Here is a 24017-nt window from a genome sequence, read left to right on the forward strand (position 1 = left end):
TGTGACGTCGGGGCGGTCGGGTATGCGGCGAGCATGGCTACTACAGCTCCGCTTCCCGAAGAACGTACGGGCGCGCCGCTGCGCGCCGTGGTGACCGGGTCGGACTCCGGTATCGGCGCGGCGGTGGCCGTCGCGCTGGCCGGTGGCGGCGCCGACGTGGGCATCACTTTCCACACCGACGCCGAGGGCGCCGACCGGACCGCCGAGGAGGCCCGCGAGCGCGGCGTCACGGCGGCCGTGCGACAGCTCGATCTCGGCGACCTGCCCACCTCCGCCGCGGTCATCGATGAGCTGGCCGACGAACTCGGCGGCTTGGACGTCCTGGTCAACTGCGCGGGAACGGGTTCCGCGCAGAAGGCCATGGACATGGACTTCGACACCTGGCGCCACGTGCTCTCGGTCGATCTGGACGGTGCGTTCCTGTGTTCGCAGCGCGCCGCCAAACACATGATCGAGGGCGGGCACGGCGGCCGCATCATCAACATCACCAGCGTGCACGAGCACGCGCCGCTGGTCGGCGCGGCGCCGTACTGCGCGGCCAAAGCCGGGCTCGGCGCGTTGACCAAGGTCTTGGCCCTGGAACTCGCCGAGCACGATATCACGGTCAATTCCGTTGCGCCGGGGGAGATTTCGACGCCGATGACGGGGCAGGAGGAGGTGGACCCGCGCACGCAGCCACGCCCCGGCGTTCCGCTCGGCCGCCCCGGTCACGCGCGGGAGGTCGCGTCCGTCGTCGCGTTCCTGGCCACACCCGCCGCGGGTTACGTGACCGGCGCGTCGTTCGTGGTGGACGGCGGGATGCTGCTGATGGGGCCGCAGGCCAGCGTGATGCTCGACGACGAGAAGTGGCGCCAGGTCTGAACCCGCGGCGACGGTGTGCCGATCACCCGGCGCGGCGGCGCAGCAGGCGGATGACGGCGCGCTCGGTCAGCTCCCTGCGCTCGTCCTCGGACTTGCGGCGCGCGGCCCGCCGTAGCGCGTCGGAGATCGTGACGCCGTCCTCGAACGCCTCGACCACCCGCGGATCGATGTACGCGCTGCGTGCGACCGCGGGTGTGTTGCCGAGTTCCGCCGCGACGCGCTCGGTCACGGCCCGCTCGACGCGTTTGCGGCCGCGCTGCGAGGACGGCGGATCGGCCTGTCCGAAGCCGACGGCCGCCAGCACTGTGCCCTGCCAGGTGCGCAGATCCTTCGCGCTGCATTCGCATTCGGTGAGTTCGCGGAAACGGGCGTTGATGTCGTCGGCGTGCAGTTCGCCGTAGCCGGTCTCGTCCCGGTAGATCAGCAGCCGCTTCGACGGTGCGCGGCTGCGCCGCACCGCCTGCACCACCTTGGCCAACCGCGCGTCGCGGAGGCGGGCCTGCCGCCGGATGCCGCCCTTGGCGGTGAAGTCGAACACGAGCTCGTCGCCGTGCAGTTCGACGTTCTCCTTCAGCAGCGTGGCCACGCCGCGCGTGCCGTTCTCCTCGGCGTACTCCTCGCCGCCGATGCGGAACACCCCGCGGTCGAGCAGTCCGATGGCCAGCGCCTCCATCCGGTGCCGGTCCAGGCCGCGACGGTCGAGGTCCGCGCCGACCCGCTCGCGAACCCGCGGCAGCCGGGCCGCCAGCTCGAGCACCCGGTCGAACTTCTCCTCGTCGCGTTCGCGCCGCCACTGCTCGTGATACAGGTACTGCCTGCGGCCCGCCGCGTCCACGCCGACCGCCTGGATGTGTCCGTTCGGGTAGGGGCAGATCCACACCTTGCGCCACGCGGGCGGGATGACCAGGGCGCGAATGCGTTCCAGTTCTTCCTTGTCGGATACGGGCTCGCCGTCGGTGGTGAGGTAGGAGAAGCCGCGGCCGCGGCCGATCCGGCGCAGGCCGGGGCCGTAGGGTGTGCTGCGTCGCAATCGCATGCGACCGACCTCCTCACTGCCCCGAGCGCGTTCGCCGCGCCCGCCTTTCCGATCTACCCCGTTCGGCGCTCGGCAAAAGTGCGATCGGCTACTGTCTAGCTGCTCCGTCCGGCCGGACACACCCCGTCGATGCGGCTCGTGCGTCCTCGAACGATCGCCCGTCCCGCTCTGCAGGACTCGGTATGCGACTTCGCAGCCCGAATTGTTCATGAAACCGAGTTCAGCCCATAAGATCTCGGCCATGACAAAACTCGCACACCGCCGGATCACCTTCCTCGCCGGAGCCGCCATCGCCGCCGTGCTCCCGGTGGTGGGTGCCGGGTACGCCTCTGCGGACCCCGCCACCGACGCCTACTTGCATGCGGCGAAGGAGGCCTGCGAGTCCGCGGGCTACCAGCTGAACACCAGCCTGGCGGCCGCGGGCTTCCGTTCGCCGAAGGCGCCGTGCGTGGATCCGCGCACGCTGGCGGTCGTGCGGGTGCCCGTCGCGGACGGCACGGCGTGCTCGATCCTCGACGGCGTCGTCACCCGCGAGGGCACCGCCTTCGACGGGGTGTGCAGGTAACCGTTCCGCTCTTCGCCTAGAACGGCCCTCCGCCGCCCGGCGCGCGGAGGGCCGTTGTCGTCTTTCGATCCGCCGTCGGACACAGCGAGCCTCGCACGGATACCGAATCGGTTGCGGCGCAACCTTTTCCTCGTCGCCGTCGTCTCCGGTGCCCGCCCCGGCGCCGGGCGCTGCGCGTCGCCGTTCAGCCGCGGTCAGGTGAGGCGGTGTTCTTCGATCGGGGTGCTCAGAATCGTTCCGTTGAGGTCGAGGTAGAGCAGGCGTTCGGTGATGGAGAGCGTGGCCGTGTTGCGGCGGTCGATGGCGGGGACGGCGGCGTCGACGAAAGCGCGGTCGAAGCTGTAGAGGGGGATGTCGGCGGCGCGGTGGATGCGCTTGCCGGTGAGTTGGGCGAGCACCTTGGCGGGGTCGCGGTGGGTGTAGATGGCGACGCGGTCGGCCGATTTGCTGCCGCGGTGCACGCGGTCCGCGTCGGGTGCGCCGACTTCGATCCAGGTGGTCAGTCGGCCGGTGAGGTCGCGCGCCAGCACGGCGGGCTCGTCGGTGGAGGACACGCCGCCGTCGCTGAAGGCGATGCCCTCCTCGTACTCGAGGCAGTAGGCCAGCAGCCGCGTCAGCATGAACTCGGCCGTTTCGGAAGGGTGGCGCGCCACCCGCAACTCCAGCTCCTCGTAGACGCCGCGATCGACATCGGCCAGATGAACGGTGAACGTGTGCAGTGTCGCGCTGAGAGCCATAGGAGCAGAAGCTTAGCGAGAGGCGGTATCGGCGGAGCAATAGACTTTGGCCGTGGCGGATCGGCGGACCAATGGCGTGGCGGATCTGGCGCACCTGCGGACCTTCCTCGCCGTGTACCGCGCGGGGTCGATCACGGCGGGCGCCGCGCAGGTCGGGCTGTCGCAGCCGACGGTGACCACGCAATTGCAGATACTCGAGCGGCGGCTCGGTCGTCCGTTGTTCGATCGGCTGCCGCGCGGCGTGGCGGCGACGGCGGCGGCGCACGAGCTGGCCGCACGGCTGGCGGGACCGATGGACGCGCTGGAGGCGATCGCGGGCGGCGCCGAGCCGGAGGCCGCGCTGCCGGAGCCGCCGGTGCTGCTGGCCGGGCCCGCCGAACTGCTTGCCGCCATGGTGGTGCCCGCGTTGGCGCCGCTCGTGGCCGACGGCGTGCGGCTGACGCTCACCGCGGGCCTCACCGACGACCTGCTCGCCGGTCTGCGGGCCGGAACCTACGACCTTGTCGTGGCGACCACCCGTCCGCGCGGGCGCACGGTGCTCGCCGAACCGCTCGCCGACGAGGAATTCGTCCTCGTCGCCGCCCCCACCGTGGCGCTGCGCATCGACACCGCGCGGCTGCGCGCCGGGGATCCCACGGCGCTGGCCGGGCTACCGCTGCTCAGCTACGCCGCCGACCTGCCGATCCTGCGCCGCTACTGGCGCCACGTCTTCGACACCCGCCTCACGGCCGAGCCCGCGCTGATCGTCGGCGACCTGCGCGCGGTGCTCGCCGGGGTCGTCGCGGGCGCGGGCGTCAGCGTGGTGCCGCGTTACCTGTGCGCGCGCGAACTCGCCTCCGGCGCGGTGACGGCGCTGCTCGAACCGGAGGACCCGCCCATCAACACCGCCTTCTTGGCCCGCCGCCCCGGAAGTTCGCCGCGCCGCCACGTCGAACGGGTGCGCCGCCACCTGCTGCTCGCCGCGCGGGACTGGTGATCGCCGCTGGTACGAGCGAGCCGATGCGGGCCCGCGCGGATCAGGAGGGTGTGCCGAGTTGTTCGACCACATCGAGCAATTCGGCGAGCGCCGGGCTCAGCGCACCGTCGGAGCCCACCAGAACATCGGTGCCGTCAGCGGTTTCGATCGTCAGGCGATAGGTGGCGGCATCGGGTGCGCGAAACGTCCGCAGTGCGGCGTCGTCCGCGGCGACCGCCGCCGCGACGGCGTGTGCCAGCCGGTCGGCGTCGGCCGCCGCGAGCGTGGCGGAATCGACGACCGTCGGCCGGGTGGGCAGCCCGGGAAGGTGCCCACCCGACGTTGTCAGCGTGACTTTCACGGGGACCACGCCCGATCAGCGCCGCTCGTTGGAGATCAGGTCGACCCGGTCGCACAGCTGCTTGATCTGCGCCGTCAGGTCGGCGATCTGATCCGCCGCCGCGCCGTTGCCCACGTCCCGCCGCTCCGCGACGTCGACGCCGACCTGCGTCCACGCCGACCGCACCGCGTCCTGCTCCCTGCTGCCCGCGCCGCACAGGCGCCCGGCCGCGGCAACGGCCAGCCCGGCGAACTCCTGGAATTCCGTCCGGCTGTGCGCGGTACGCAACGCTTCGTACCAGATGTGCCCCGGCGCCTCCCACGCGTAGCCGCCGATTTCGACGGCGGCCAGGTAGAACGCCTTGTTGGGAATCCCGGAGTTGATGTGCACCCCGCCCCAGTCGCCGTCCTCGGAAATCGGCAGGTCGGCGTAGTCGTCCATGTGGCCCGGCTGCGGGTCCTTGCCGAACAACGCTTCGTTCCACGCCGTGCCCGGCGCTTTCATCGAGCGCAACGCGTCGGCCGCGACAGCGGGGGTGAAGATGTCCGCGCCGATCAGCCAATCCGCTCGGTCGGCGGTCTGCTTCGCGCTCCACTGTTTCACCAGCGAGCCGAACACGTCGGACATCGACTCGTTGAGCGCACCGGGCTGGCTCTCGTAGACGAGATCCGCGGTGAACTGAGTGACGCCGTGCGCGAGTTCGTGGGCGATCACATCGAGCGACTTGGTGAAATCGGTGAACACCCGGTCGTCGCCGTCGCCGAAGATCATGCGGCTGCCATCCCACAGCGCGTTGTTGTATCGGCGACCGTAATGCACGTAACCGTGCAGTTGCATTCCGCGGTCGTCGATCGACTTGCGTTGCAGGACTTCGGAGAAGAACGAGCGGGTCGTGCCGAGGCCGTCGAAGGCTCGGTTCACCGACGCGTCGGCGACCGCCGCGCCGGATTCGCCGCGGACCTGGCGGGCCGCGGCGAGGTTGCGGGACGAACGGCAGTCGAAGACGGTACGGGCGGCGTCGGTCGGCGGAGCCGCGAGTGGCAACGCGGCGGTCAGGCGACGCTCGGTGCGCATGCGCGTGTCCGAAACGAGGGTTTCGATCGCGGCGCCGCGGACGTCGGGATTCGGGCTCTGGAGCAGGAGATCCAGTAGGTAGGGCGGAATGATGCAGTTGCGGCGTGCCGCTGGCGTGGTCACGATCGTTCCTTTCGTTGCCAAAGGACTGCTTGTCAGGGGAATTCGGTACGAGCCCGGTTGATCAGGTTCGGGATGTAGGAACCCCCGCTCGCGTAGTTGCGTCCGCTGTCGTGCGAGCTCTGCACGGCGACGGTGTGCGGAACCCCGTCCCACCAGGCGAAGAACGGGCCACCGGACTGGCCGACCGCGACATCGCCCCAGTGGTGCATCTCCTGGTTCGAATCGGCCTGCGAGTTGTGGCCGTCGAGGGAGATGCTGCTCTGCCAGGTGGGGCGCAGCCCACCGAAGTCCGCGGGGTAGCCGACGTGGCTCCACCACGTCTGGCCGTCCCAGGAGTCGGTGTACGACTTGGACCCCAGCCACCCGGTCCGGTCGCCGATCCGCCAGTTCAGCACCACCACGACGTAGTCGTGGCGCCGCTCGTCCTCGTCGAGACCGCCGGTGACCTTGCGGTGGTAGTAGGTCCGGATCGCGTGTGCCTTCCCGAACGGCCCGGGCTCGCGATCGAAGAACGCGGGCACGAACTCCAGCCAGCCCACCGATCCGTCGTTGTTCCAGACCATCACGTGCGAGACGGTCAGCAGGTGCCTCGGGCCGACCATCACGCCGGAACCCGCACCGTTACCGGTGGTCACCCGGCCGTTGCAGCCCCACGGGTACGCCGTGTCCCACAGCACCTGGCGGTTCTCGGGGAGGAAGACCGTCGTGGGACGGGGCGCGTCGAGCGACGGGTTCGCCGGCGCGGTGGGGAAGCGGGTCGCGCGGACTTCCTCGGGCATCGGCTCGGGAACCGAGCGCACCGCCAGGTGCTTCGGCACCCCGGCGTCGGTGCTGATGCGCGGCAACTCGGCGGTGGCGCGTGCGATGGCCGATTCCAGGTCGGCGAGCTGTTCGGGAGTCGCGGCCTTCCCGTCGAGTTCGCGTTCCAGGCGCTGCTCTTCGCGCGCCACGATCTCGGCGTCCGGCGGATCGACTCGCTCCGCGGGCACCGAGGGCGGAATGGCACGGGCGCCGATTCGGCTCGGCCGGTAGCTGATTCGGACCTGGGTCGCGGGCTGCTCCGTCGCGGCGCCCGCGTCGAAGCCGCGGACGACGACCGAGGACTGCTCGACATCGGCGCTGTCGGCCGGAACGTCGACGGTCGTCTCGAAGGCGAGGCCGTCGGTCGGCTCGGCCTCGCGATCGGGCGGCGTCGCGGCGAGCTGCTCGGGAGTGCTGGGTGGGTCGGTGAAACGAAGACTGCGCGGCATGTCGGCCCCTGAATGGAATGGATTTCGATTCGCGCTGCCCGGACGGGCGTGCGATTAGAAGTGTCGGCCGATGCGGCGCGCGTTCCCTGCGTAGGCGACTACGTCAAAAATGGCGGGAGCACTACTCGAGTAGCGAGCGAACGACCAGAATTTTTCCAATCGGAATCATCTGGTTCGAGAGTCGTCTGGTTCTTCGGGCGAGAAAGTGACACTCTTAACCGGTGACACAACCTCCGGATATTCAGGCGGCGGGACAAGATCCGTCCTCGGACAAATTGGACGCCGCCGTGTTCAAGGTGGCGGGCGTGGTCGTACTCGGCGCGATCATGTCGATCCTCGACATCACCGTCGTGACCGTCGCGCTGCCTACCTTCCAAATCGAGTTCGGCACCAGCTACGCGATCGCCGCGTGGACGATGACCGGCTACACCCTGGCGCTCGCGACCGTCATCCCGCTCACCGGATGGGCGGCCGACCGGTTCGGCACCAAACGCCTCTACATGGCGGCGCTGACGTTCTTCGTGCTCGGTTCGCTGCTGTGCAGTACGGCCTGGAACATTGAGTCGCTGATCGCCTTCCGCGTCATCCAGGGCATCGGCGGCGGCATGCTGATGCCGCTCGGCATGACGATCATGACCCACGCGGCGGGCCCGCAGCGGGTCGGTCGCGTGATGGCGGTGCTCGGCGTGCCGATGCTGCTCGGCCCGATCGGCGGCCCGATCCTGGGCGGCTGGCTGATCGACGCGTTCAGCTGGCACTGGATCTTCCTGATCAACCTGCCGATCGGCATCGTCGCGCTGGTGCTCGCCTACATCGTGTTCCCGGCCGACGAGCCGGAGCCCTCGGAGTCGTTCGACTTCCTCGGCATGCTGCTCGCCTCGCCGGGTCTCGCGCTGTTCCTCTACGGCGTCTCCACGATTCCGGAGGCGGGCACGGTCACCGCGAAGAAGGTGCTGATTCCGGCCGCGATCGGCCTGGTTCTGTTGGTGGCGTTCGTCTTCCACGCGCTGCGCACCAAGCATCCGCTCATCGACCTGCACCTGTTCCGCAACAAGGCGCTGACCGCCTCGGTGCTGACCATGGTGCTGTTCGCCATCGCGTTCTTCGGCGCGGGTCTGCTGCTGCCGAGCTACCTGCAGCAGGTGCGCGGCGAGTCGGCGCTCGCGGCGGGTCTGCTGATCGCGCCGCAGGGGCTCGGCGCGATGCTCACCATGCCGATCGCGGGCCGGTTCGTCGACAAGTACGGCCCCGGCAAGATCGTGATGATCGGCATCGTGCTGCTCGCGGTGGGCACCGCCTTCTTCACCCAGCTCGAGGCGGACACGTCGTACGTGATCATGTGCCTGGCGCTGCTCGTGATGGGTCTCGGCATGGGTTGCACCATGATGCCGATCATGACCGCCGCCATTCAGACGCTGACCCACCAGCAGGTGGCGCGCGGTTCGACGCTGATGAACATCATCAACCAGACCGCGGGCTCGATCGGCACCGCGACCATGTCGGTGGTTCTGACCAACCTGCTGAAGGATCAGCCGCTGGCCGGACCCGCGATCGTCGCGAACTCCGATCCCGCCGTCGCGCAGCAGCTCGGCCCGGACGCCATCGCGACCGGCCTGGACCAGGCCGCGCAGGCGTTCAGCGACACCTACATCGTCGCGCTGGTCCTCATCGTGCTGACGCTGGTCCCGGCGTTCTTCCTGCCCCGGACCAAACCGGCGAACACCCAGGACGCCGACGCCAAGGTGCTCGTGCACTGAGCCTGGCCTCCGGCAACAGATTCGGGTCCGCGGCGAACACGCCGCGGACCCGAATCGTTTCGTGCGCGGTTCGGCGACGGCCGATGGCAGCGCCTACGCGTAGAGCGCGACGAACTTGTCCAGCGAGCGCTCGATGTCACCCTTCACCGCGCGCGCCACGCCCGAGCCGATCGGGCCGAACAGTGGCGCCCCGCCGAGTTCGATGTCGACGGTCACCTCGGAGCCGGATCCCTTGGGGGCGACCAGAAGTCCCAGCGAGAACTTGGTGCCGCCCTTGCCCGCGCCGCTGAGCACCAGCTTGCGCGGCGGCTCCGCGGTCTTGACCTTCCACGTCACGCGGTTGCGCATGCCCTTGACCGACGCGACGCCGACCAGTTCGGTCCCCACCGTCAGCGTCTCCGGCACCTCGCCGCGCCACGACTCGTGCATGGTGAGCCACTTGTCCAGCTCGTTCAGGTTGGAGGTGTGCGACCACGCCTCTTCCGGGCTGATCGGGACGTCGACGGAGACCTTGAGCTTTGCCATGCCGCGCATGTTATCCGGTACCGGCGGTTCGACTTGGCCCCGATAGCCGCCGCGATCTGTGAGCCCCGTCACGTCGGAATATGCGGCGAAGCAACCGAGTTGATATGGTTGCCAAGTCAACCAAATGAGCTCGAGGAGGCCTCGTGCAGTTCGGAATCTTCACCGTCGGTGACGTCACCGCGGATCCCACGGACGGCCGCACCCCCAGCGAGGCCGAGCGGATCAAGGCCATGGTGACGATCGCGCAGAAGGCCGAGGAAGTGGGCCTGGACGTGTTCGCGACGGGCGAGCACCACAACCCGCCGTTCGTGCCGTCCTCGCCGACCACCATGCTCGGCTACATCGCCGGGCGCACCGACCGCATCCAGCTGTCCACCGCGACCACGCTGATCACCACCAACGATCCGGTCAAGATCGCCGAAGACTTCGCGATGCTGCAGCACCTGGCCGACGGTCGCGTCGACCTGATGCTCGGCCGCGGCAACACCGGACCCGTGTATCCCTGGTTCGGCAAGGACATTCGCGACGGCATCGCGCTCGCCATCGAGAACTACCATCTGCTGCACCGGCTCTGGCGCGAGGACGTGGTGGACTGGGAGGGCAAGTTCCGCACGCCGCTGCAGTCCTTCACCTCGACCCCGCGCCCGCTCGACGACGTGCCGCCCTTCGTCTGGCACGGGTCCATCCGCAGCCCCGAGATCGCCGAACAGGCCGCCTATTACGGCGACGGCTTCTTCGCCAACAACATCTTCTGGCCGAAGGAGCACTTCCAGCGGCTGATCGAGCTGTACCGCCGCCGCTACGAGCACTACGGGCACGGCGCCGCCGACCAGGCCATCGTCGGTCTCGGCGGACAGGTGTTCATGCGCAAGAACTCGCAGGACGCGGTGCGCGAATTCCGCCCGTACTTCGACAACGCGCCGGTCTACGGTCACGGTCCCTCGCTGGAGGAGTTCACCGAGCAGACCCCGCTCACCGTCGGCAGTCCGCAGCAGGTCATCGACAAGACGCTGACCTTCCGCGAGCACTTCGGCGACTATCAGCGCCAGCTGTTCCTGGTCGACCACGCCGGGCTGCCGCTGAAAACCGTGCTGGAGCAACTGGATCTGCTCGGCGAGGAGGTCGTTCCGGTGCTGCGCAAGGAATTCGCCGCGCGCAAGCCCGCGCACGTGCCGGACGCGCCGACGCACGCCTCGTTGCTCGCCGCGCGCACCGCGACGGAGGTGGCGTCGTGACCGCCACGCGCATCGCGGTTGTCTCGGGCGGTCTTTCGCAACCTTCGTCCACCAGGCTGCTCGCCGACCGTCTGGCCGCCGCCACCGAACGCGTGCTGGTCGGCCGAGACCGGGACGTGCGGGTGGACATCGTCGATCTGCGCGACCACGCGCGGGATCTGGCCAACAACCTGCTCACCGGTTTCCCCGCGCCCGCGTTGGGCGAGACCATCGATCGGGTCGTCGGCGCGGACGGCCTGATCGCGGTGACGCCGATCTTCAACGCCTCCTACAGCGGCCTGTTCAAGACCTTCTTCGATGTGCTCGAACCGGATTCGCTGGTCGGAATGCCGGTGCTGATCGGGGCCACCGGCGGCACCGAGCGCCACTCGCTGGCGCTCGAGCACGCGGTGCGCCCGATGTTCACCTACCTGCGTTCGGTTGTCGTGCCCACCTCGGTGTACGCCGCCTCGGAGGACTGGGGCGCCGACAGCGCGGGCGAGGGGCTGAGCCGCCGCATCGACCGTGCCGCCGAGGAATTCGCCGAGGTGCTCGCCGCGCGTTCGGCCGTGCGCCCGCCGGATCCGTACCGCGATACCGTGCCGTTCGAAGACCTGCTCGCGGGACGCCTGCCGGGCTGACGCGAGGAAAGCCGTTGCGCACCGGCCTGGTGCGCAAGGACACCGGGTGACGCCGAGGATGTCGCACCCGACCGCCGTACTAGTTGAAATTTCTACCAACCGAAGGAGAATCTCATGACCACCGCCATCGCCAAGGGACTGTCCGCGGGCACCTGGGTCATCGACCCCGCCCACTCCACCGTCGGCTTCTCGGTACGCCACCTGATGGTGAGCAAGGTCCGGGGCCGGTTCACCGACTTCGAGGGCAAGCTCGTCATCGGCGAGGACGGCGCCGCGTCGGCCGAGGCCGAGATCCGGGTGAACTCGCTGACCACCGACAACGAGCAGCGCGACGCCCACCTGCGCACCGCCGACTTCTTCCACGCCGAGGAGTTCCCGCTGATGACGTTCAAGTCGACCGGATTCCGGGTGAACGGCGAGGAATTCGTCGTCGACGGCGAGTTCACCATCCGCGGCAACACCAAGCCGGTCTCGCTGAACGTGGAGTTCCTCGGCGTGAACCAGGGCATGGGCAACGGCCCGGTCGCCGGCTTCGAGGCCAAGACCGTGGTCTCCCGCCGCGAGTTCGGCCTCGACATCGACATGCCGCTGCCGGACGGCGGCGCGGTCATCGGCGACAAGGTCACCCTCACGCTGGAGATCGAGGCCGGTCTCCAGAGCTAGCTCGAGGTCTGCCCCGGCCGGTGGGCGGCGATCAGGGCGCGCGCCATCTCGCGAGCGCGGCGCGCGGCCTGTCGATCGCCCTCCGCCGCGGAGACGATCGAGCCCTTCATCAAGATGTGCCATGACCTGGCGAACTCGTCGGGTTCGAAGGTCCACAGCTTCTCCCTGCGCCGCAGGACGGCGAGAACCAGATCGTCCTTCCCTTGCGCCGTTGCGAATTCGGCGAACAATGGCCGCTCCGGCTGTTCGATCCGGCTCCGAACAGCCGATTCGTGTCGGCCGCATTGAACTGCGCTGCTTGGATTTTCCGAAGTCGGCGTTCTGTTCACTGCGAATTGCAAAGCCCGTCATCAGGATCCGTCGTGACTTCGCTGTGATGCTGCTAGGGTTGGCGAGTCGTCGGGTTCTGGCGTGTCGGACTGGCTCCGGTCGGTCGGTGATCGATTCGCTGGCTGCCTGCGCTGCGGGCACTGTGAGGTGAGCGGTGAGCCTCCGGTGGTGCCTGTCCGCGAGAGCCAGATCCTCCGACGCGCAATGGATCCGATCAGGCGTCACACGATCGGTGTCGTTAGGAAAAGAAAAGACGGAGATCTGTGGTGGCAGGGTGCGGGTTCGGACGGGGACCTTAACGGGGGCGGTGCATCGGGGGGAGGCTCGATCCCGTCAACGACGAGAGAACTGATGAATCTGGATATCGCCGTATTACTTCCATGGATCCTCGCCACGGTGCTTGTCGTCGCGGTCGTCTACACGATCGCCGCGCTGCGCCGGGAGCGGGCCAGAGCCGAGTCCCTACTGGAGGACCAGCGTAAGCGGGACGAGGCGCTGGAGCGTTTCGCCGGGCAGACCATGCCGGCGATCACCGACGCCGTCCGACGCTACGAGCAGCCGACCAGCACGATCGAAGTGCCGGCGGGACTGCAGAATTCGCGACTTGCCCAGTGCCTGCAGTGGATCGGCGATCGCTACGCCGACGACCTGCGCCTGATGCAGTCCGAGACGAGGGAACGCGCGGCGGCCGAGGCCGACGCGCACGCCAGACAGGCGATCCACGCCGCCGAGGAGGCGGTGCGCGCCGAGGTCGGCGCCGCCGCGCGCGACGCGACCAGCGGCGCGGTGCGCTCCTTCGGCACCTCCGTGGTGAGCCTCGGCGCCGACGTCAGCCAGGTGGTCAGCGCCGCGTTGCGCCAGCACCGTGACGACGACGTCTACGCCACGCTCACCCGTATCGACCACACCGTCCAGCAGATGATCCGCCAGGCGCAGTCCTACGTGATCGTGTGTGGCGGTCTCCCCGGCAGGCGCTGGCCTGCGCAGTCGCTCACCGACGTGGTCGGCGGCGCCACCGGCCGCGTGCGCGACTACCTGCGGGTGCGGACCACCCAACTGGACCGCGTAGTCGTCAGCCGAGCGGTGGAACCGCTCGTGCACACCCTGGCCACCCTGCTCGACAACGCGCTGCGCTACTCGCCGCCGACCTCCTTCGTGGACGTCAGCTTCCAGGAGGGACACCACGGCGTCACCGTCATCATCGATGACGCGGGCGTGCGGATGAACGCCGAGCAGATGGAGGAGGCCAGGCAGGTGCTCGCCAACGAGCGCCCGGTCGACATCCACCAGCTCGGTCCGTCGCCGAAGGTCGGTTTCCCCGGTGTCGCCGCGCTCGCGCGTCGCTACGGGTTCACGGTCTACATCGACGGGCCCAACGCCTACGGAGGCATGCGCGCGATGGTGTACATCCCCGAGGCCCTGCTCGCCGCGCCGAGCAAAGGCGACAAGACGACGGCGGCCGCCCCGGCCGAAACTCCCGCGCCCGCACCCGAACCGGTGCCCGCGCCGCGGGAGGAGGAGCCGGAGGACACCGGGTTCGCGGTGCACGAGATCACCGAGGGCGGCCTACCGAAGCGGCGGCGCCGCGCGGTGGCGCCCGCGATCGGCACGCGAGCCAGGAATTCCGGCGACACCGCGCCCGCGAGGCCGGAAATCGCCGCCGCATGGCACACCGGTTCCAAGAGCGGCCGCGCCGCCGCCGCCGAACACACGGAAGGGATGACACCTTGATGGGCACACCGACTACCGCCGTGGCCGATAGCAGCAACAAGCTCGGCTGGCTACTCGAGGATCTCAGCATTCCAGGCGTCCGGTTCGCGGTACTGCTGTCCGATGACGGGCTGCGCATCGCGCACTCGAAGGGCATCGCCCGCGACGACGCCGAACGCTTCGCCGCGGCCGCCTCCGGCCTGAGGTCCCTCGGCAAGGCGCTGGGCGAGTTCTGCGGCGGACCGGAGACGGGCCTGCGCCAGAACATGACCGAGTACGACGACGGGATGATCTTCATCACCGCCGCGGGGGAGGGCGCCCTGCTCGGCGTCTCCACCACCGCGGACATCGACGTCAGCCTCATCGCGCACCGGATGAACGAACTGGCCGGGCGCGTCGGGCACGAACTCGGCAGCCAGTCGCGGCAGAGGACAGACAGCGACCTGTCATGACCAGGTCCCGCCGCGACCCCGACCTGGTTCGGGCTTATGTGCGCACCGGCGGGCGTTCGCGTCCCACTCGCGAACTGGATCTGGTCACGCTCGTCGTCGCGGCGCTGGCTCCCGCGCCCGGCGCGAGCCCGGACGCACGCCGCGTGATGAACCTGTGCAGCGGGCGCGGCGTGCTGTCCATCGCCGAGATCGCCGCCTATCTCGACCTGCCGCCGTCCGTGGTGAAGATCGTCGTATCGGATCTCATGGACGGCGGCCACCTGACTACGCCAACCCCGGCCGAGAACCTGCCGGAGATAGCCCTTTTGGAGGAGGTACTGAATGGGCTCCGCGCTCTCTCGGCCTGAGCGAGTTGTCGACTATGTGCCGGAGACCGTGACCCGATCGGTCAAATTGCTGGTGGCGGGCAACTTCGGCGTCGGCAAGACGACCTTCGTCAGCAGCGTCTCGGAGATCAAGCCGCTGCGCACCGAGGAGACCATCACCGAAGCCAGCATCGGCGTCGACGACATGGCCGGTCTGCCCGGCAAGACGCAGACGACAGTCGCGATGGACTTCGGCCGCATCACGCTGAATCCCCAACTGGCGCTATACCTTTTCGGCACACCGGGCCAGCAGCGCTTCGTGCCGTTGTGGGAGGAGCTGGCTCGCGGCGCGCTCGGCGCGCTGGTGCTGGTGGACACCCGTCGCATCGAGAAGGCCGACGAGGTGCTCTCGGTGCTCGAGGAACGCGGCGTGCCGTATTCGGTGGCGGTCAACCAGTTCGAGGGCGCCAAGCAGTACCCGCTCGACGAGGTCCGCGACGCGTTGGACCTAGCCGAGGGCACGCCACTGACCATGCTGGACGCGCGGCATCGAGGCACGTGTCTGCAATCGCTCATCACGCTCGTCGAATTCCTGTTCCACCGTCTGGAGTCCCGACTTTGACAATGCCTCCGCACGTGGCGCCCGCCGGGGTCTGCCCCGTCCCGCACGGCTCGCCGATCGACACCGACGGACCGCGGGTGCCGCTGTACACCGAGGAGTTCGCCGCCGACCCGCACCGCGCGTACCGGCAGATGCGCCGCCAGTACGGCTCGCTCGCGCCGGTCGATCTGGCGCCCGGCGTGCCCGCGACCCTGGTGATCGGGTATCACACCGCGCTGCGAATCCTCAACGACCCCGAGCACTTTCCGGCCGACCCGCGCGCCTGGCAGCAGAACGTGCCCGGCGAATGCCCGATCCTGCCGATGCTGGAATGGCGTCCCAACGCGCTGCGCAGCGCGGGCCTGGAGCACACGCGCTATCGGGCGGCCAACCTCGCGGCGGTCACCGAGGTCGACCTGCACGCCATGCACGCCACGATCGAGCGCGTCGCGGTCCCGCTGATCAACGCCTTCTGCGCCGACGGCGCCGCGGACCTGATCAGCCAGTACGCTTTCCCGCTCGCGTTCGCGGTGCTCAACGAAATGCTCGGCTGCCCGGCCGATATCGGCCAGCAGGTGGCCACCGGCATGGCCGCCATCTTCGAAGGCGTGAACGCGGACAAGGGCAACGCCATGCTCACCGACGCCTTGCACGAGCTGACCACCCGCAAGCGCAAGGAGCCGGGCGACGACATCGTCTCCCGGCTGATCGGCCACCCGGTCGGGCTCGACGACGTGGAGATGATCCACCAGTTGGTCACCCTGTACGGCGCGGGCATCGAGCCGGAGCAGAACCTGATCGTGAACACGCTGCTGCTCATGCTCACCGACGACCGGTTCGCGGGAAACCTGTTGGGCGGCAGCCTGTCCACTCGGGACGCGCTGGACGAGGTGCTTTTCACCGACCCGCCGATGGCCAACTACTGCGTCTCGTATCCGAAACAGCCCATCCTGATCGACAACACCTGGCTGCCCGCGCACCAGCCGGTGGTCATCAGCATGGCGGCGTGCAACAACGATCCGGCGATCGACGCGGGCGATTACACCGACAACCGTTCGCATCTGGCGTGGAGCACGGGCCCGCACGCGTGCCCGGCGAGGTCGGCGGCCTACCTGATCGCGCAGGACGCGATCGATCAGCTGCTCGACGCACTACCGGAAATGCGACTAGCGGTGCCCGTCGATCAATTGACTTGGCGGCCTGGGCCTTTCCATCGAGCTCTGGTGTCCCTTCCGGTCACCTTCCCGAAATCCCCTCCGCTGAACCTGTATTAAGGAGAGTGCCCCCCGATGGACAGTCAGCCCCTCGTCCTCGATCCCACCGGCGCCGATATCCAGGGTGAGTCCGCGCGTCTTCGCGCGCTCGGGCCGGTCGCGCTGGTCGAGTTGCCGGGCGGTGTGCGGGCATGGTCGGTGACCGATGCCGAACTGTTGAAGAAGCTGCTCGTGGACCCGAGGGTGTCCAAGGACGCGAGCCAGCACTGGCCCGCGTTCATCAACGGCGAGATCCCGCAGGATTGGCCGCTGTTCCTCTGGGTCGCGGTGAACAACATGTTCACCGCCTACGGCGCCGATCATCGTCGGCTGCGCAAGCTGGTGGCGCCCGCGTTCACCCATCGCCGCACCGAGGCCATGCGCGCGCGTATCGAGGCCATCACGGCGGCACTGCTGGACGAGCTCGCCGCCGCCCCGGCGGGCGAACCGGTCGACCTGCGCGACGGTTTCGCCTATCCGCTGCCGATCCAGGTGATCTCGGAGCTGATGGGCGTGCCGGAGTCGCTGAACGCCGGACTGCGCACCTGCGTGGACGGCATCTTCGACACCTCGCTCACCCCCGAGCAGTCGCAGGCCAACTACATGGAGATGTACCGGATCCTCGGTGAACTCGTCGCCTACCGGCGCGAGCATCCGGGCGACGACATGACCAGCCTGCTCATCTCGCACCGCGACGAGGAGGACGGCACCCAGCTCACCGAGCAGGAGCTGATCGACACGCTGCTGCTCGTCATCAGCGCGGGCCACGAGACCACGGTGAACCTGCTCGACCAGGCCATCTTCGCGCTGCTGACCCGGCAGGAGCAGCGTGCCGAGGTGGTCGAGGAGCGGGCCGCGTGGAGCGACCTGATCGAGGAGGCGCTGCGGTTCGAGGCTCCGGTCGCGCACCTGCCGCTGCGTTTCGCGGTCGACGACATCGAACTCGATGGCGCGCGCATCGCGAAGGGCGAGCCGATCCTGGCGTCCTATGTCGCGGCCAACCGGGACCGGAAGGTGCACGGCGACACCGCCGACGAGTTCGATGTGCACCGCGCGAACAAGGAGCACGTCGCCTTCGGCTACGGCGCGCATCACTGCCTCGGCGCTCCGCTCGCCCGCATGGAGGCCGCCGTCGCACTGCCCGCGATCTTCGCGCGGTTCCCGAAGATGGAATTGGCCGCCGAGCCGGGGGAACTGGGCGCGGTACCCAGTTTCATCTCCAACGGCCACCGCCGCCTGCCGGTGTATCTGAATCCGTAATCGGTCGTGCGGGAGGGCCGCTCGGCGAGCCCTCCCCGCGTTCAGACCTGGGTGATGAAGCCCGCGATCAGTGTGAGGACGGGCAGCGTCCCCTGTATCAGGGCGGCTTTGACGAAACGCCGGTCGGTCGCCACCAGGACGCCCGCCGCGGCGATCATCGAACCGCAACCGATCAGCAGCAGCGCCCAGCCCGCCTGGGGGAGAGTCGGCAGCAGCAGCGCGCCGATCAACGTGCCGATCGCGAGGAACAGGTTGTACCAGCCCTGGTTGAAGGCCCAGGGCTGGACGGCCGCTAGATCCTCGCGCTCGACGTGGAACGTCCCCGCGTACACCTTCGGCTCGGCGAACCGCAGCGATTCGAGCACGAAGATGTAGCCGTGCAGCAGCGCCGCGAGCACGGCGAGTATCTGGACGACGGTGAGCAACTGCCCCTCCTCGGACGAATTCCGGCCTTTGCTTCCAGCACCGTAGCGTCGGACCGGCGAACGGCCTGCCGACGCGCCGTCGCGCCGCGCGCGCGGTTCACGACTCGCCCGGTTCGTTCCAGTTGTAGGTGAGTTCGGCGGCCCGCGACCAGCGGCGGTACTCCCGGTCCCGCCGCTCGTCCGGCATGGTCGGCAGCCACCGGCTCGCGGTGCGGCGGTTGCGGCGCAGACCCGTCATGTCGGGCCACAGGCCGACGGCGAGGCCCGCGGCGTAGGCCGCGCCGAGGGACACCGTCTCGGAGAACAGCGGCCGCTCCACCGGCACCCCGAGCGCGTCCGAGATCTGTTGCATCAGCAGGTTGTTCGAGGTCATGCCGCCGTCGACGCGGAGTTCGGTGAGGGCGTAGCCGGTGTCGGCGTTCATCGCGTCGACCACCTCCCTGGTCTGCCAGGCGGTGGCCTCGAGCACCGCGCGGGCCAGATGCCCCTTGGTGATGTAGGAGGTGAGTCCCGCGATCACGCCGCGGGCCTCGGCTCGCCAGCGCGGCGCGAACAAGCCGGAGAACGCGGGCACCACGTAGCAGCCGCCGTTGTCCTCGACAGTGCTTGCGAGCGTTTCGATCTCGGGCGCGGCGTCGATGAGCCCGAGCCGGTCGCGCAGCCACTGCACCAGCGTTCCGGTGGCGGCCATCGAACCTTCCAGCGCGTAGCGGGCGGGTTCGCCGTCGATCTGGAACGCCACCGTGGTGAGCAGCCCGTGGGTGGAGCGCACCGGCGTGGTCCCGGTGTTGGTGAGCAGGAAACTGCCGGTGCCGTAGGTGCATTTGGCCTCGCCCGCGGCGAAGCAGGTCTGGCCGAACAGCGCCGCCTGCTGGTCGCCGAGCGCGGCCGCGATCGGGATGCCCGCCGCGGTGTGGCCGTAGACCTCGGCGTTGGAGCGTATCTCGGGCAGCATCGCCCGCGGGATGCCGAAGAAGTCGAGCAGCCGGTCGTCCCAGTCCAGGGTGGCGAGGTTCATCAACATGGTGCGCCCGGCGTTGGTGACGTCGGTGACGTGCACGCCGCCGCGCGGGCCGCCGGTGAGGTTCCAGATCAGCCAGCTGTCCATCGTGCCGAACAGCACCGAACCCTTTTCCGCGCGTTCGCGCAGCCGCTCGTCGCGGTCGAGCAGCCACCGGACGCGCGGCGCCGCGAAGTAACTCAGCAGCGGCAATCCGCAGCGCCGGACGACCTCGTCGGCCTCGGGCCTGCGCGCGAGCCGGGCGACGAGGTCCTCGGTGCGGGTGTCCTGCCAGACGATCGCGTTGCCGACGGGCGCGCCGGTCTCCCTGTCCCACAGCACCGTCGTCTCGCGCTGGTTGGCGATGCCGATCGCCACCACCTGGTCGGCGGCGACGCCCGCCTTGGCGATCACCCGGTCGACCAGCGCCGCCACGTGGCGACGGATCTCCGCGGCGTCGTGCTCGACCCGTCCCGCGGCGGGATACAGCTGCCGGTGCTCGCGCTGGGCGATCGAAACCAGTTGTCCCGCAGCGTCGTACAGGATGGAGCGGCTGGACGTGGTGCCCTGGTCGATGGCCATCACGTACCGGCCGCGACCCCGTTCGGCGGTCATCGGCGCACCCGCGGGCGGTCGGCGCCCAGGTCGCGGGAGACGGCGCTCGCGGTGGCGCGCACCAGCTCGACGAGCTTGGGACGGACGCCGGGATCGGTCACCCGATCGACGGCGCCGACCACGCCGAGCGCGCCGACCACCCGTCCGCCGGCGTCGCGCAGCGGCGCCGCCACCGACGCCCGCTCGAAGGCGAACTCGGCGACGTCCTCGGCATGGCCCTGCGCGCGCACCCGCGCGATCTCGGCGTGCACGGCGCGCGGCGCGGTGACCGTGCGCCGGGTGTAAGCGGGTAGCGGCGCACTCGCGACGCGTTCGGTCAAACCCGGTGTGTAGGCCAGCAGTACCTTGCCGAGCGCGGTCGCGTGCAAGGGCAGTTCGATGCCGACGCGGAGAGTCTGCTCGGAGCCGTCGGGCCGGAACACGTGGTGCACGATCGACACGCCCTCGCCGCGCAGCGCACCGATTCGCACCGACTCGCCGGACCGCGCGGCCAGGGTGTCGGCCCAGTTCATCGCGTAGGAACGCAGCACGTTGGTGTCGAGCCGGGCGTCGGCGAGCCCGAGGGCCGCGGCGCCGATGAGGTACTTGCCGGTGGCGTCGTCCTGCTCGATGTAGCCGACGCGCTGCAAGGTGCGCAGCAGACCGTGGGCCGTCGCTTTGGGCAGACCGAGCGCGCCCGCGAGCTCACCGACGCCGACGCCGAAGGGCGCCTCGGCGACCACCCGCAGGATCGCGGCGGCCCGTTCGATCGACTGAATCGGTCCCGGCACGAACTCGACTGTACTGCGGGAAAGCGAAACGTTCGACATTGTCGAACGCGCACCGTTGTCGCCGTATCGGCCGCTGCCTACCTTCGGCATGGCGTACCGCGCGCCGCGCGCGCCGGACAACGGAACAACGGAGAGACGCATGCTTGACCTCATCGGTGCGGTCGATCAGGGGACCACGAGCACCCGCTTCATGGTCTTCGACCACGCGGGCGCGGTCGTCGCCCGGCACCAGCTCGAACACGAGCAGATCCTGCCGCGGCCCGGCTGGGTCGAGCACAATCCGGTCGAGATCTGGGAACGCACGTCGGCCGTCATCCAGACGGCGCTCAACTCGCACGGCCTGCGCGCCGCCGACCTGGCCGCGATCGGCGTGACCAATCAGCGCGAGACCACCGTGGTCTGGGACCGCCGCACCGGACGGCCGTACCACAACGCGATCGTCTGGCAGGACACCCGCACCGACCGGATCGCCGCCGAGCTGGAAACCCGTGCGGGAGAATTGATCCGCCACCGCACCGGGCTGCCGCCCGCCACCTATTTCGCGGGCGGCAAGATCCGCTGGCTGCTGGAGAACGTCGACGGCCTGCGGGCGGCGGCCGAGCGCGGCGATGCCCTGTTCGGCACCATCGACACCTGGCTGCTGTGGAACCTCACCGGCGGTGTCCGCGGCGGCGTGCACGTCACCGACGTGACCAACGCAAGCCGCACCATGCTGATGAACCTCGAGACCCTGGACTGGGACGACGAATTGCTCGCGCTGTTCGACATTCCGCGTGCCATGCTGCCGTCCATCCGCCCGTCCTCGGACGCCGAGGGCTACGGCCGGACCACCGCGCAGGGCCCGCTGGCCGGCGAGGTCCCGGTGGCCGCGGCGGTCGGCGATCAGCAGGCGGCCATGATCGGGCAGGTGTGCCTGTCCGCGGGCGAGGCCAAGAACACGTACGGCACCGGCAATTTCCTGCTGCTCAACACCGGGGGCACGCCGGTTCGGTCGAAGAACGGGCTGCTCACCACCGTCTGTTACCAATTCGCCGGACAGGCCCCGGTGTACGCGCTGGAGGGCTCGATCGCCGTCACCGGCTCGGCGGTGCAGTGGCTGCGCGACCAGCTCGGCATCATCCAGGGCGCCTCGCAGAGCGAGACGCTGGCGGGCGAGGTCGCCGACAACGGCGGGGTGTATTTCGTCCCGGCGTTCTCTGGCCTGTTCGCGCCGCACTGGCGCTCCGACGCGCGCGGCGCGATCGTCGGGCTGACCAGGTACGCCACCAACGCCCACATCGCGCGGGCCACCCTCGAGGCGATCTGCTACCAGACTCGCGATGTCGCCGACGCGATGTTCAAGGACTCCGGCGTCGCGCTGGAGGTGCTGAAGGTGGACGGGGGAGTCACCGCCAACAACCTCTGCATGCAGATCCAGGCCGACGTGCTCGGCGTGCCGGTGAGCCGTCCGGTGGTGTCGGAGACCACCGCGCTGGGCGCGGCCTACGCCGCGGGTCTGGCCGTCGGATTCTGGGGCGGCGCCGAGGAATTGCGGCGCAACTGGCGCGAATCCGCGCGCTGGCAACCGGAATGGACCGAGCCGCAGCGGGCCGCCGGATACGAGGGCTGGCGCAAGGCCATCGGCCGCACCCTCGACTGGGCGCCCGCGCACTGAGCCGCCCGCTCACACAGACCACACGCGCACGCGCGCACCACGATTCGAACAGAAGGAGACCGACATGGTCGACCGTTCTCTCACCGCCCCCGTCGCGCTGGACCCGGCGGAGCGCAGCCGCGCCCTGGACGCCATGGCGAGCACCGAACTCGACGTGCTGGTCATCGGCGCGGGCGTGGTCGGCGCGGGCGCCGCGCTCGACGCGGTGACCCGTGGGCTCAGCGTCGGGCTCGTCGAAGCCCGCGACTACGCCTCCGGCACCTCGAGCCGGTCGTCGAAGCTGGTGCACGGCGGCCTGCGCTACCTCAAGCAGCTCAACTTCGCCCTGGTCTTCGAGGCGCTGCGGGAGCGTTCGCTGATCCTGGAGACCCTCGCGCCGCACCTGGCCAGGCCCGTCGAGTTCGTCTACCCGCTGGAGCGTCCCGGTCTGGACCGGGCCTGGGTCGGCGCGGGCGTCGGCGTGTACGACGTCCTCGGCGCGGGACGCGGTGTGCCGCAGCACCATCGGCACCTCGGCAGGCGGGCCACCCTGGCGCGTTTCCCCGGCGCGAAGCGCGGGACCGTGCGCGGCGGCGTGAGCTTCTACGAGGGCCAGCTCGACGACGCGCGCCACACCATGATGCTGGCGCGCACGGCCGCGAGCCACGGCGCGCTGGTGGCCTCCAGCGCCAGGGTCGTCGACTTCCTGCGCGAGGACGGACGGATCGTCGGCGCGCTGGTGCACGACCTGGAGAGCGGTCGGCACATCCCGGTGCGGGCCAAGCGCACCGTCAACGCGGCGGGGCCGTGGACCGACGAGATCCAGGAAATGCTCGGCGGGACACGTGATTTCCGTATCCGCACCTCCAAGGGCGTGCACATCGTCGTCCCGCGCGATCGCATCGACTCCGAGACCGGTCTGATCACCGAGACCGAGAAGAGCCTGCTGTTCGTGATCCCGTGCCCGTGGAGCGAGGACCACTGGGTCATCGGCACCACCGACACCGACTGGGACCACGATCTGGCCCATCCCGCCGCCACCCGCGCCGACATCGATTACATTCTCGCCCAGGTGAATCGGCTGCTGGAGCAGCCCATCGGCCACGACGACATCGTCGGCGTCTACGCCGGACTGCGGCCGCTGCTGGCGGGCGCCTCCGAGCAGACCAGCGCGCTCTCGCGCGAGCACACCGTGGCGACGCCGGTGCCGGGCCTGGTGATCGTCGCGGGCGGTAAGTACACCACCTACCGGGTGATGGCCAAGGACGCCATCGATGCGGCCGTCGCGGATCTGCCGGGGCGCGTCGCCCGGTCGTGCACCGAGCGGGTGCCGCTGGTCGGCGCGCACGGGTACCGCGAGCTGTCGCTGTCCCGTGCTCGCCTCGCCGACGAGTTCGGCGTCGACCTGGCGACCGTCGAGCACCTGCTCGGTCGCTACGGCAGCGCCGTCGGCGAACTGCGCGACATCATCCGCGCGCAGCCGGAACTCGGTGCGCCGTTGGGCAATTCCCGCTACCTGCGGGCCGAGATCGTCTACGCGGTGACCCACGAGGGCGCGCTGCACCTCGACGACATCCTCACCCGCCGCACCCGGCTGTCGGTGGAGACCGGTGATCGCGGCGTGCTGGTCGCGGCCGAGGTCGCGCGCCTGGTCGCCCCGTATCTCGGCTGGGACGAGGAGCGGATCGAGCGTGAGATCGAGACCTACCGGGTGCGCGTCGAGGCCGAACTGCGCGCCAACGAGCAGCCCGACGACCGGACGGCCGACGTGGTGCGGCTCAGTGCGCCCGACTCGCGCGGGATCGCGGGCGCGCCGGAAGGCGACCGGGTCTCGGTGTAGCCGTCGTGAGGTCCGCGGCACGCGTGTCGCGGACGCCTCCGGAGGGGTCGAAGATGATTCGACCAGGCGGCCGTGGCCGCAA

Annotated in this window: 25 protein-coding genes; 15 read left to right on the forward strand and 10 right to left on the reverse strand. The window is 69.6% G+C overall.

Annotation, left to right across the window (positions count from 1 at the left end; translation table 11 throughout):
- Window positions 1-33 precede the first annotated feature (33 nt).
- Window positions 34-861 (forward strand): SDR family oxidoreductase, encoded by an 828-nt coding sequence (locus tag FB390_RS33025; protein WP_141813060.1) that lies wholly within the window; start codon window positions 34-36, stop codon window positions 859-861.
- A 22-nt stretch (window positions 862-883) separates the two neighbouring features.
- Here FB390_RS33025 and FB390_RS33030 read toward each other — a convergent pair whose 3' ends face one another.
- Complete coding sequence (locus FB390_RS33030; protein ID WP_141813061.1) at window positions 884-1897, reverse strand: DNA topoisomerase IB; 1014 nt, start codon at window positions 1895-1897, stop codon at window positions 884-886.
- A gap of 241 nt (window positions 1898-2138) precedes the next feature.
- Between FB390_RS33030 and FB390_RS33035 the strand changes: the two genes are divergently transcribed.
- The gene (locus tag FB390_RS33035) at window positions 2139-2462 is read left to right on the forward strand and encodes a hypothetical protein (protein WP_141813062.1); all 324 of its coding nucleotides are present in this window, start codon (window positions 2139-2141) and stop codon (window positions 2460-2462) included.
- A gap of 194 nt (window positions 2463-2656) precedes the next feature.
- Here FB390_RS33035 and FB390_RS33040 read toward each other — a convergent pair whose 3' ends face one another.
- Window positions 2657-3199 (reverse strand): YaeQ family protein, encoded by a 543-nt coding sequence (locus FB390_RS33040; RefSeq protein ID WP_141813063.1) that lies wholly within the window; start codon window positions 3197-3199, stop codon window positions 2657-2659.
- A gap of 52 nt (window positions 3200-3251) precedes the next feature.
- On the opposite strand from FB390_RS33040, the gene FB390_RS33045 reads away from it, so the two are divergent.
- A complete protein-coding gene (locus FB390_RS33045; RefSeq protein WP_141813064.1) occupies window positions 3252-4175 on the forward strand; it encodes a LysR family transcriptional regulator in 924 nt (307 codons plus the stop codon).
- Window positions 4176-4215: 40 nt separating this feature from the next.
- Here FB390_RS33045 and FB390_RS33050 read toward each other — a convergent pair whose 3' ends face one another.
- Genes FB390_RS33050 through FB390_RS33060 form a run of 3 tightly spaced genes read right to left on the reverse strand, consistent with a single transcriptional unit; the run spans window position 4216 to window position 6941 of the window.
- Entirely contained in the window at window positions 4216-4524 is a 309-nt protein-coding gene (locus tag FB390_RS33050) for a protealysin inhibitor emfourin (protein ID WP_185757381.1), read from the reverse strand.
- A gap of 6 nt (window positions 4525-4530) precedes the next feature.
- Window positions 4531-5691: a M4 family metallopeptidase gene (locus FB390_RS33055; RefSeq protein WP_281292443.1), complete on the reverse strand. Its 1161-nt coding sequence runs from the start codon at window positions 5689-5691 to the stop codon at window positions 4531-4533.
- A 32-nt stretch (window positions 5692-5723) separates the two neighbouring features.
- Entirely contained in the window at window positions 5724-6941 is a 1218-nt protein-coding gene (locus FB390_RS33060) for a hypothetical protein (RefSeq protein WP_141813066.1), read from the reverse strand.
- Between the two features lie 221 nt (window positions 6942-7162).
- Between FB390_RS33060 and FB390_RS33065 the strand changes: the two genes are divergently transcribed.
- Window positions 7163-8698, forward strand: a complete 1536-nt coding sequence (locus FB390_RS33065; protein ID WP_141813067.1) for a DHA2 family efflux MFS transporter permease subunit — start codon at window positions 7163-7165, stop codon at window positions 8696-8698.
- Window positions 8699-8791: 93 nt separating this feature from the next.
- On the opposite strand, the gene FB390_RS33070 is transcribed toward FB390_RS33065, so the two are convergent.
- A complete protein-coding gene (locus tag FB390_RS33070) occupies window positions 8792-9223 on the reverse strand; it encodes a type II toxin-antitoxin system Rv0910 family toxin (RefSeq protein ID WP_141813068.1) in 432 nt (143 codons plus the stop codon).
- A 143-nt stretch (window positions 9224-9366) separates the two neighbouring features.
- On the opposite strand from FB390_RS33070, the gene FB390_RS33075 reads away from it, so the two are divergent.
- From FB390_RS33075 to FB390_RS33085, 3 genes are all read left to right on the forward strand, one after another.
- Entirely contained in the window at window positions 9367-10458 is a 1092-nt protein-coding gene (locus FB390_RS33075; RefSeq protein WP_141813069.1) for an LLM class flavin-dependent oxidoreductase, read from the forward strand.
- Entirely contained in the window at window positions 10455-11078 is a 624-nt protein-coding gene (locus FB390_RS33080; RefSeq protein WP_141813070.1) for an FMN reductase, read from the forward strand. Before FB390_RS33075 ends, FB390_RS33080 begins: the two co-directional genes overlap by 4 nt.
- A 114-nt stretch (window positions 11079-11192) precedes the next feature.
- Window positions 11193-11741 (forward strand): YceI family protein, encoded by a 549-nt coding sequence (locus FB390_RS33085; RefSeq protein WP_141813071.1) that lies wholly within the window; start codon window positions 11193-11195, stop codon window positions 11739-11741.
- Here FB390_RS33085 and FB390_RS33090 read toward each other — a convergent pair.
- On the reverse strand, window positions 11738-11971 hold the full coding sequence (locus FB390_RS33090) for a hypothetical protein (protein WP_246124545.1): 234 nt from the start codon (window positions 11969-11971) through the stop codon (window positions 11738-11740). The genes FB390_RS33085 and FB390_RS33090 overlap by 4 nt on opposite strands.
- Before the next feature lie 451 nt (window positions 11972-12422).
- On the opposite strand from FB390_RS33090, the gene FB390_RS33095 reads away from it, so the two are divergent.
- The 6 genes from FB390_RS33095 to FB390_RS33120 are packed head-to-tail and all read left to right on the forward strand — an operon-like array spanning window position 12423 to window position 17652.
- Window positions 12423-13802, forward strand: coding sequence for an ATP-binding protein (locus FB390_RS33095; protein ID WP_141813072.1), 1380 nt, complete (start codon window positions 12423-12425; stop codon window positions 13800-13802).
- Window positions 13802-14233 carry a roadblock/LC7 domain-containing protein gene (locus FB390_RS33100; RefSeq protein ID WP_141813073.1) on the forward strand — a complete coding sequence of 144 codons (432 nt, stop codon included), beginning with the start codon at window positions 13802-13804 and terminating at the stop codon, window positions 14231-14233. The genes FB390_RS33095 and FB390_RS33100 overlap by 1 nt, the downstream gene beginning before the upstream one ends.
- Window positions 14230-14580, forward strand: a complete 351-nt coding sequence (locus FB390_RS33105) for a DUF742 domain-containing protein (protein WP_141813074.1) — start codon at window positions 14230-14232, stop codon at window positions 14578-14580. The genes FB390_RS33100 and FB390_RS33105 overlap by 4 nt, the downstream gene beginning before the upstream one ends.
- Window positions 14555-15160 carry a GTP-binding protein gene (locus FB390_RS33110; RefSeq protein WP_141813075.1) on the forward strand — a complete coding sequence of 202 codons (606 nt, stop codon included), beginning with the start codon at window positions 14555-14557 and terminating at the stop codon, window positions 15158-15160. Before FB390_RS33105 ends, FB390_RS33110 begins: the two co-directional genes overlap by 26 nt.
- A gap of 2 nt (window positions 15161-15162) precedes the next feature.
- Entirely contained in the window at window positions 15163-16413 is a 1251-nt protein-coding gene (locus FB390_RS33115; protein ID WP_141813076.1) for a cytochrome P450, read from the forward strand.
- Between the two features lie 15 nt (window positions 16414-16428).
- Window positions 16429-17652, forward strand: a complete 1224-nt coding sequence (locus FB390_RS33120) for a cytochrome P450 family protein (RefSeq protein WP_141813077.1) — start codon at window positions 16429-16431, stop codon at window positions 17650-17652.
- 41 nt (window positions 17653-17693) lie between these two features.
- Here FB390_RS33120 and FB390_RS33125 read toward each other — a convergent pair whose 3' ends face one another.
- From FB390_RS33125 to FB390_RS33135, 3 genes are all read right to left on the reverse strand, one after another.
- A complete protein-coding gene (locus FB390_RS33125; RefSeq protein WP_141813078.1) occupies window positions 17694-18077 on the reverse strand; it encodes a DUF1304 domain-containing protein in 384 nt (127 codons plus the stop codon).
- Window positions 18078-18174: 97 nt separating this feature from the next.
- On the reverse strand, window positions 18175-19692 hold the full coding sequence (gene glpK / locus FB390_RS33130; protein WP_141813079.1) for a glycerol kinase GlpK: 1518 nt from the start codon (window positions 19690-19692) through the stop codon (window positions 18175-18177).
- On the reverse strand, window positions 19689-20462 hold the full coding sequence (locus FB390_RS33135; protein WP_141813080.1) for an IclR family transcriptional regulator: 774 nt from the start codon (window positions 20460-20462) through the stop codon (window positions 19689-19691). Before FB390_RS33135 ends, glpK (FB390_RS33130) begins: the two co-directional genes overlap by 4 nt.
- 139 nt (window positions 20463-20601) lie before the next feature.
- Here FB390_RS33135 and glpK (FB390_RS33140) point away from each other — a divergent pair, with 139 nt between their 5' ends.
- Entirely contained in the window at window positions 20602-22116 is a 1515-nt protein-coding gene (gene glpK, locus FB390_RS33140; protein WP_141813081.1) for a glycerol kinase GlpK, read from the forward strand.
- Between the two features lie 64 nt (window positions 22117-22180).
- Complete coding sequence (locus FB390_RS33145; protein ID WP_141813082.1) at window positions 22181-23935, forward strand: glycerol-3-phosphate dehydrogenase/oxidase; 1755 nt, start codon at window positions 22181-22183, stop codon at window positions 23933-23935.
- Window positions 23936-24017: the final 82 nt, after the last annotated feature.

Source organism: Nocardia bhagyanarayanae (assembly GCF_006716565.1).
GTDB classification, from domain to species: domain Bacteria; phylum Actinomycetota; class Actinomycetes; order Mycobacteriales; family Mycobacteriaceae; genus Nocardia; species Nocardia bhagyanarayanae.

What these genes read in the sequence shown, in the direction of transcription:
- FB390_RS33120 (WP_141813077.1), top strand. Translation starts at nt 16,429, where the DNA reads ATGGACAGTCAGCCCCTCGTCCTCGATCCCACCGGCGCCGATATCCAG.
- FB390_RS33040 (WP_141813063.1), bottom strand. Translation starts at nt 3,199, where the DNA reads ATGGCTCTCAGCGCGACACTGCACACGTTCACCGTTCATCTGGCCGAT.
- FB390_RS33025 (WP_141813060.1), top strand. Translation starts at nt 34, where the DNA reads ATGGCTACTACAGCTCCGCTTCCCGAAGAACGTACGGGCGCGCCGCTG.
- FB390_RS33030 (WP_141813061.1), bottom strand. Translation starts at nt 1,897, where the DNA reads ATGCGATTGCGACGCAGCACACCCTACGGCCCCGGCCTGCGCCGGATC.
- FB390_RS33095 (WP_141813072.1), top strand. Translation starts at nt 12,423, where the DNA reads ATGAATCTGGATATCGCCGTATTACTTCCATGGATCCTCGCCACGGTG.
- FB390_RS33105 (WP_141813074.1), top strand. Translation starts at nt 14,230, where the DNA reads ATGACCAGGTCCCGCCGCGACCCCGACCTGGTTCGGGCTTATGTGCGC.
- FB390_RS33070 (WP_141813068.1), bottom strand. Translation starts at nt 9,223, where the DNA reads ATGGCAAAGCTCAAGGTCTCCGTCGACGTCCCGATCAGCCCGGAAGAG.
- FB390_RS33060 (WP_141813066.1), bottom strand. Translation starts at nt 6,941, where the DNA reads ATGCCGCGCAGTCTTCGTTTCACCGACCCACCCAGCACTCCCGAGCAG.
- FB390_RS33110 (WP_141813075.1), top strand. Translation starts at nt 14,555, where the DNA reads ATGGGCTCCGCGCTCTCTCGGCCTGAGCGAGTTGTCGACTATGTGCCG.
- glpK (WP_141813081.1), top strand. Translation starts at nt 20,602, where the DNA reads ATGCTTGACCTCATCGGTGCGGTCGATCAGGGGACCACGAGCACCCGC.
- FB390_RS33145 (WP_141813082.1), top strand. Translation starts at nt 22,181, where the DNA reads ATGGTCGACCGTTCTCTCACCGCCCCCGTCGCGCTGGACCCGGCGGAG.
- FB390_RS33100 (WP_141813073.1), top strand. Translation starts at nt 13,802, where the DNA reads ATGGGCACACCGACTACCGCCGTGGCCGATAGCAGCAACAAGCTCGGC.
- glpK (WP_141813079.1), bottom strand. Translation starts at nt 19,692, where the DNA reads ATGACCGCCGAACGGGGTCGCGGCCGGTACGTGATGGCCATCGACCAG.
- FB390_RS33085 (WP_141813071.1), top strand. Translation starts at nt 11,193, where the DNA reads ATGACCACCGCCATCGCCAAGGGACTGTCCGCGGGCACCTGGGTCATC.
- FB390_RS33115 (WP_141813076.1), top strand. Translation starts at nt 15,163, where the DNA reads ATGCCTCCGCACGTGGCGCCCGCCGGGGTCTGCCCCGTCCCGCACGGC.
- FB390_RS33035 (WP_141813062.1), top strand. Translation starts at nt 2,139, where the DNA reads ATGACAAAACTCGCACACCGCCGGATCACCTTCCTCGCCGGAGCCGCC.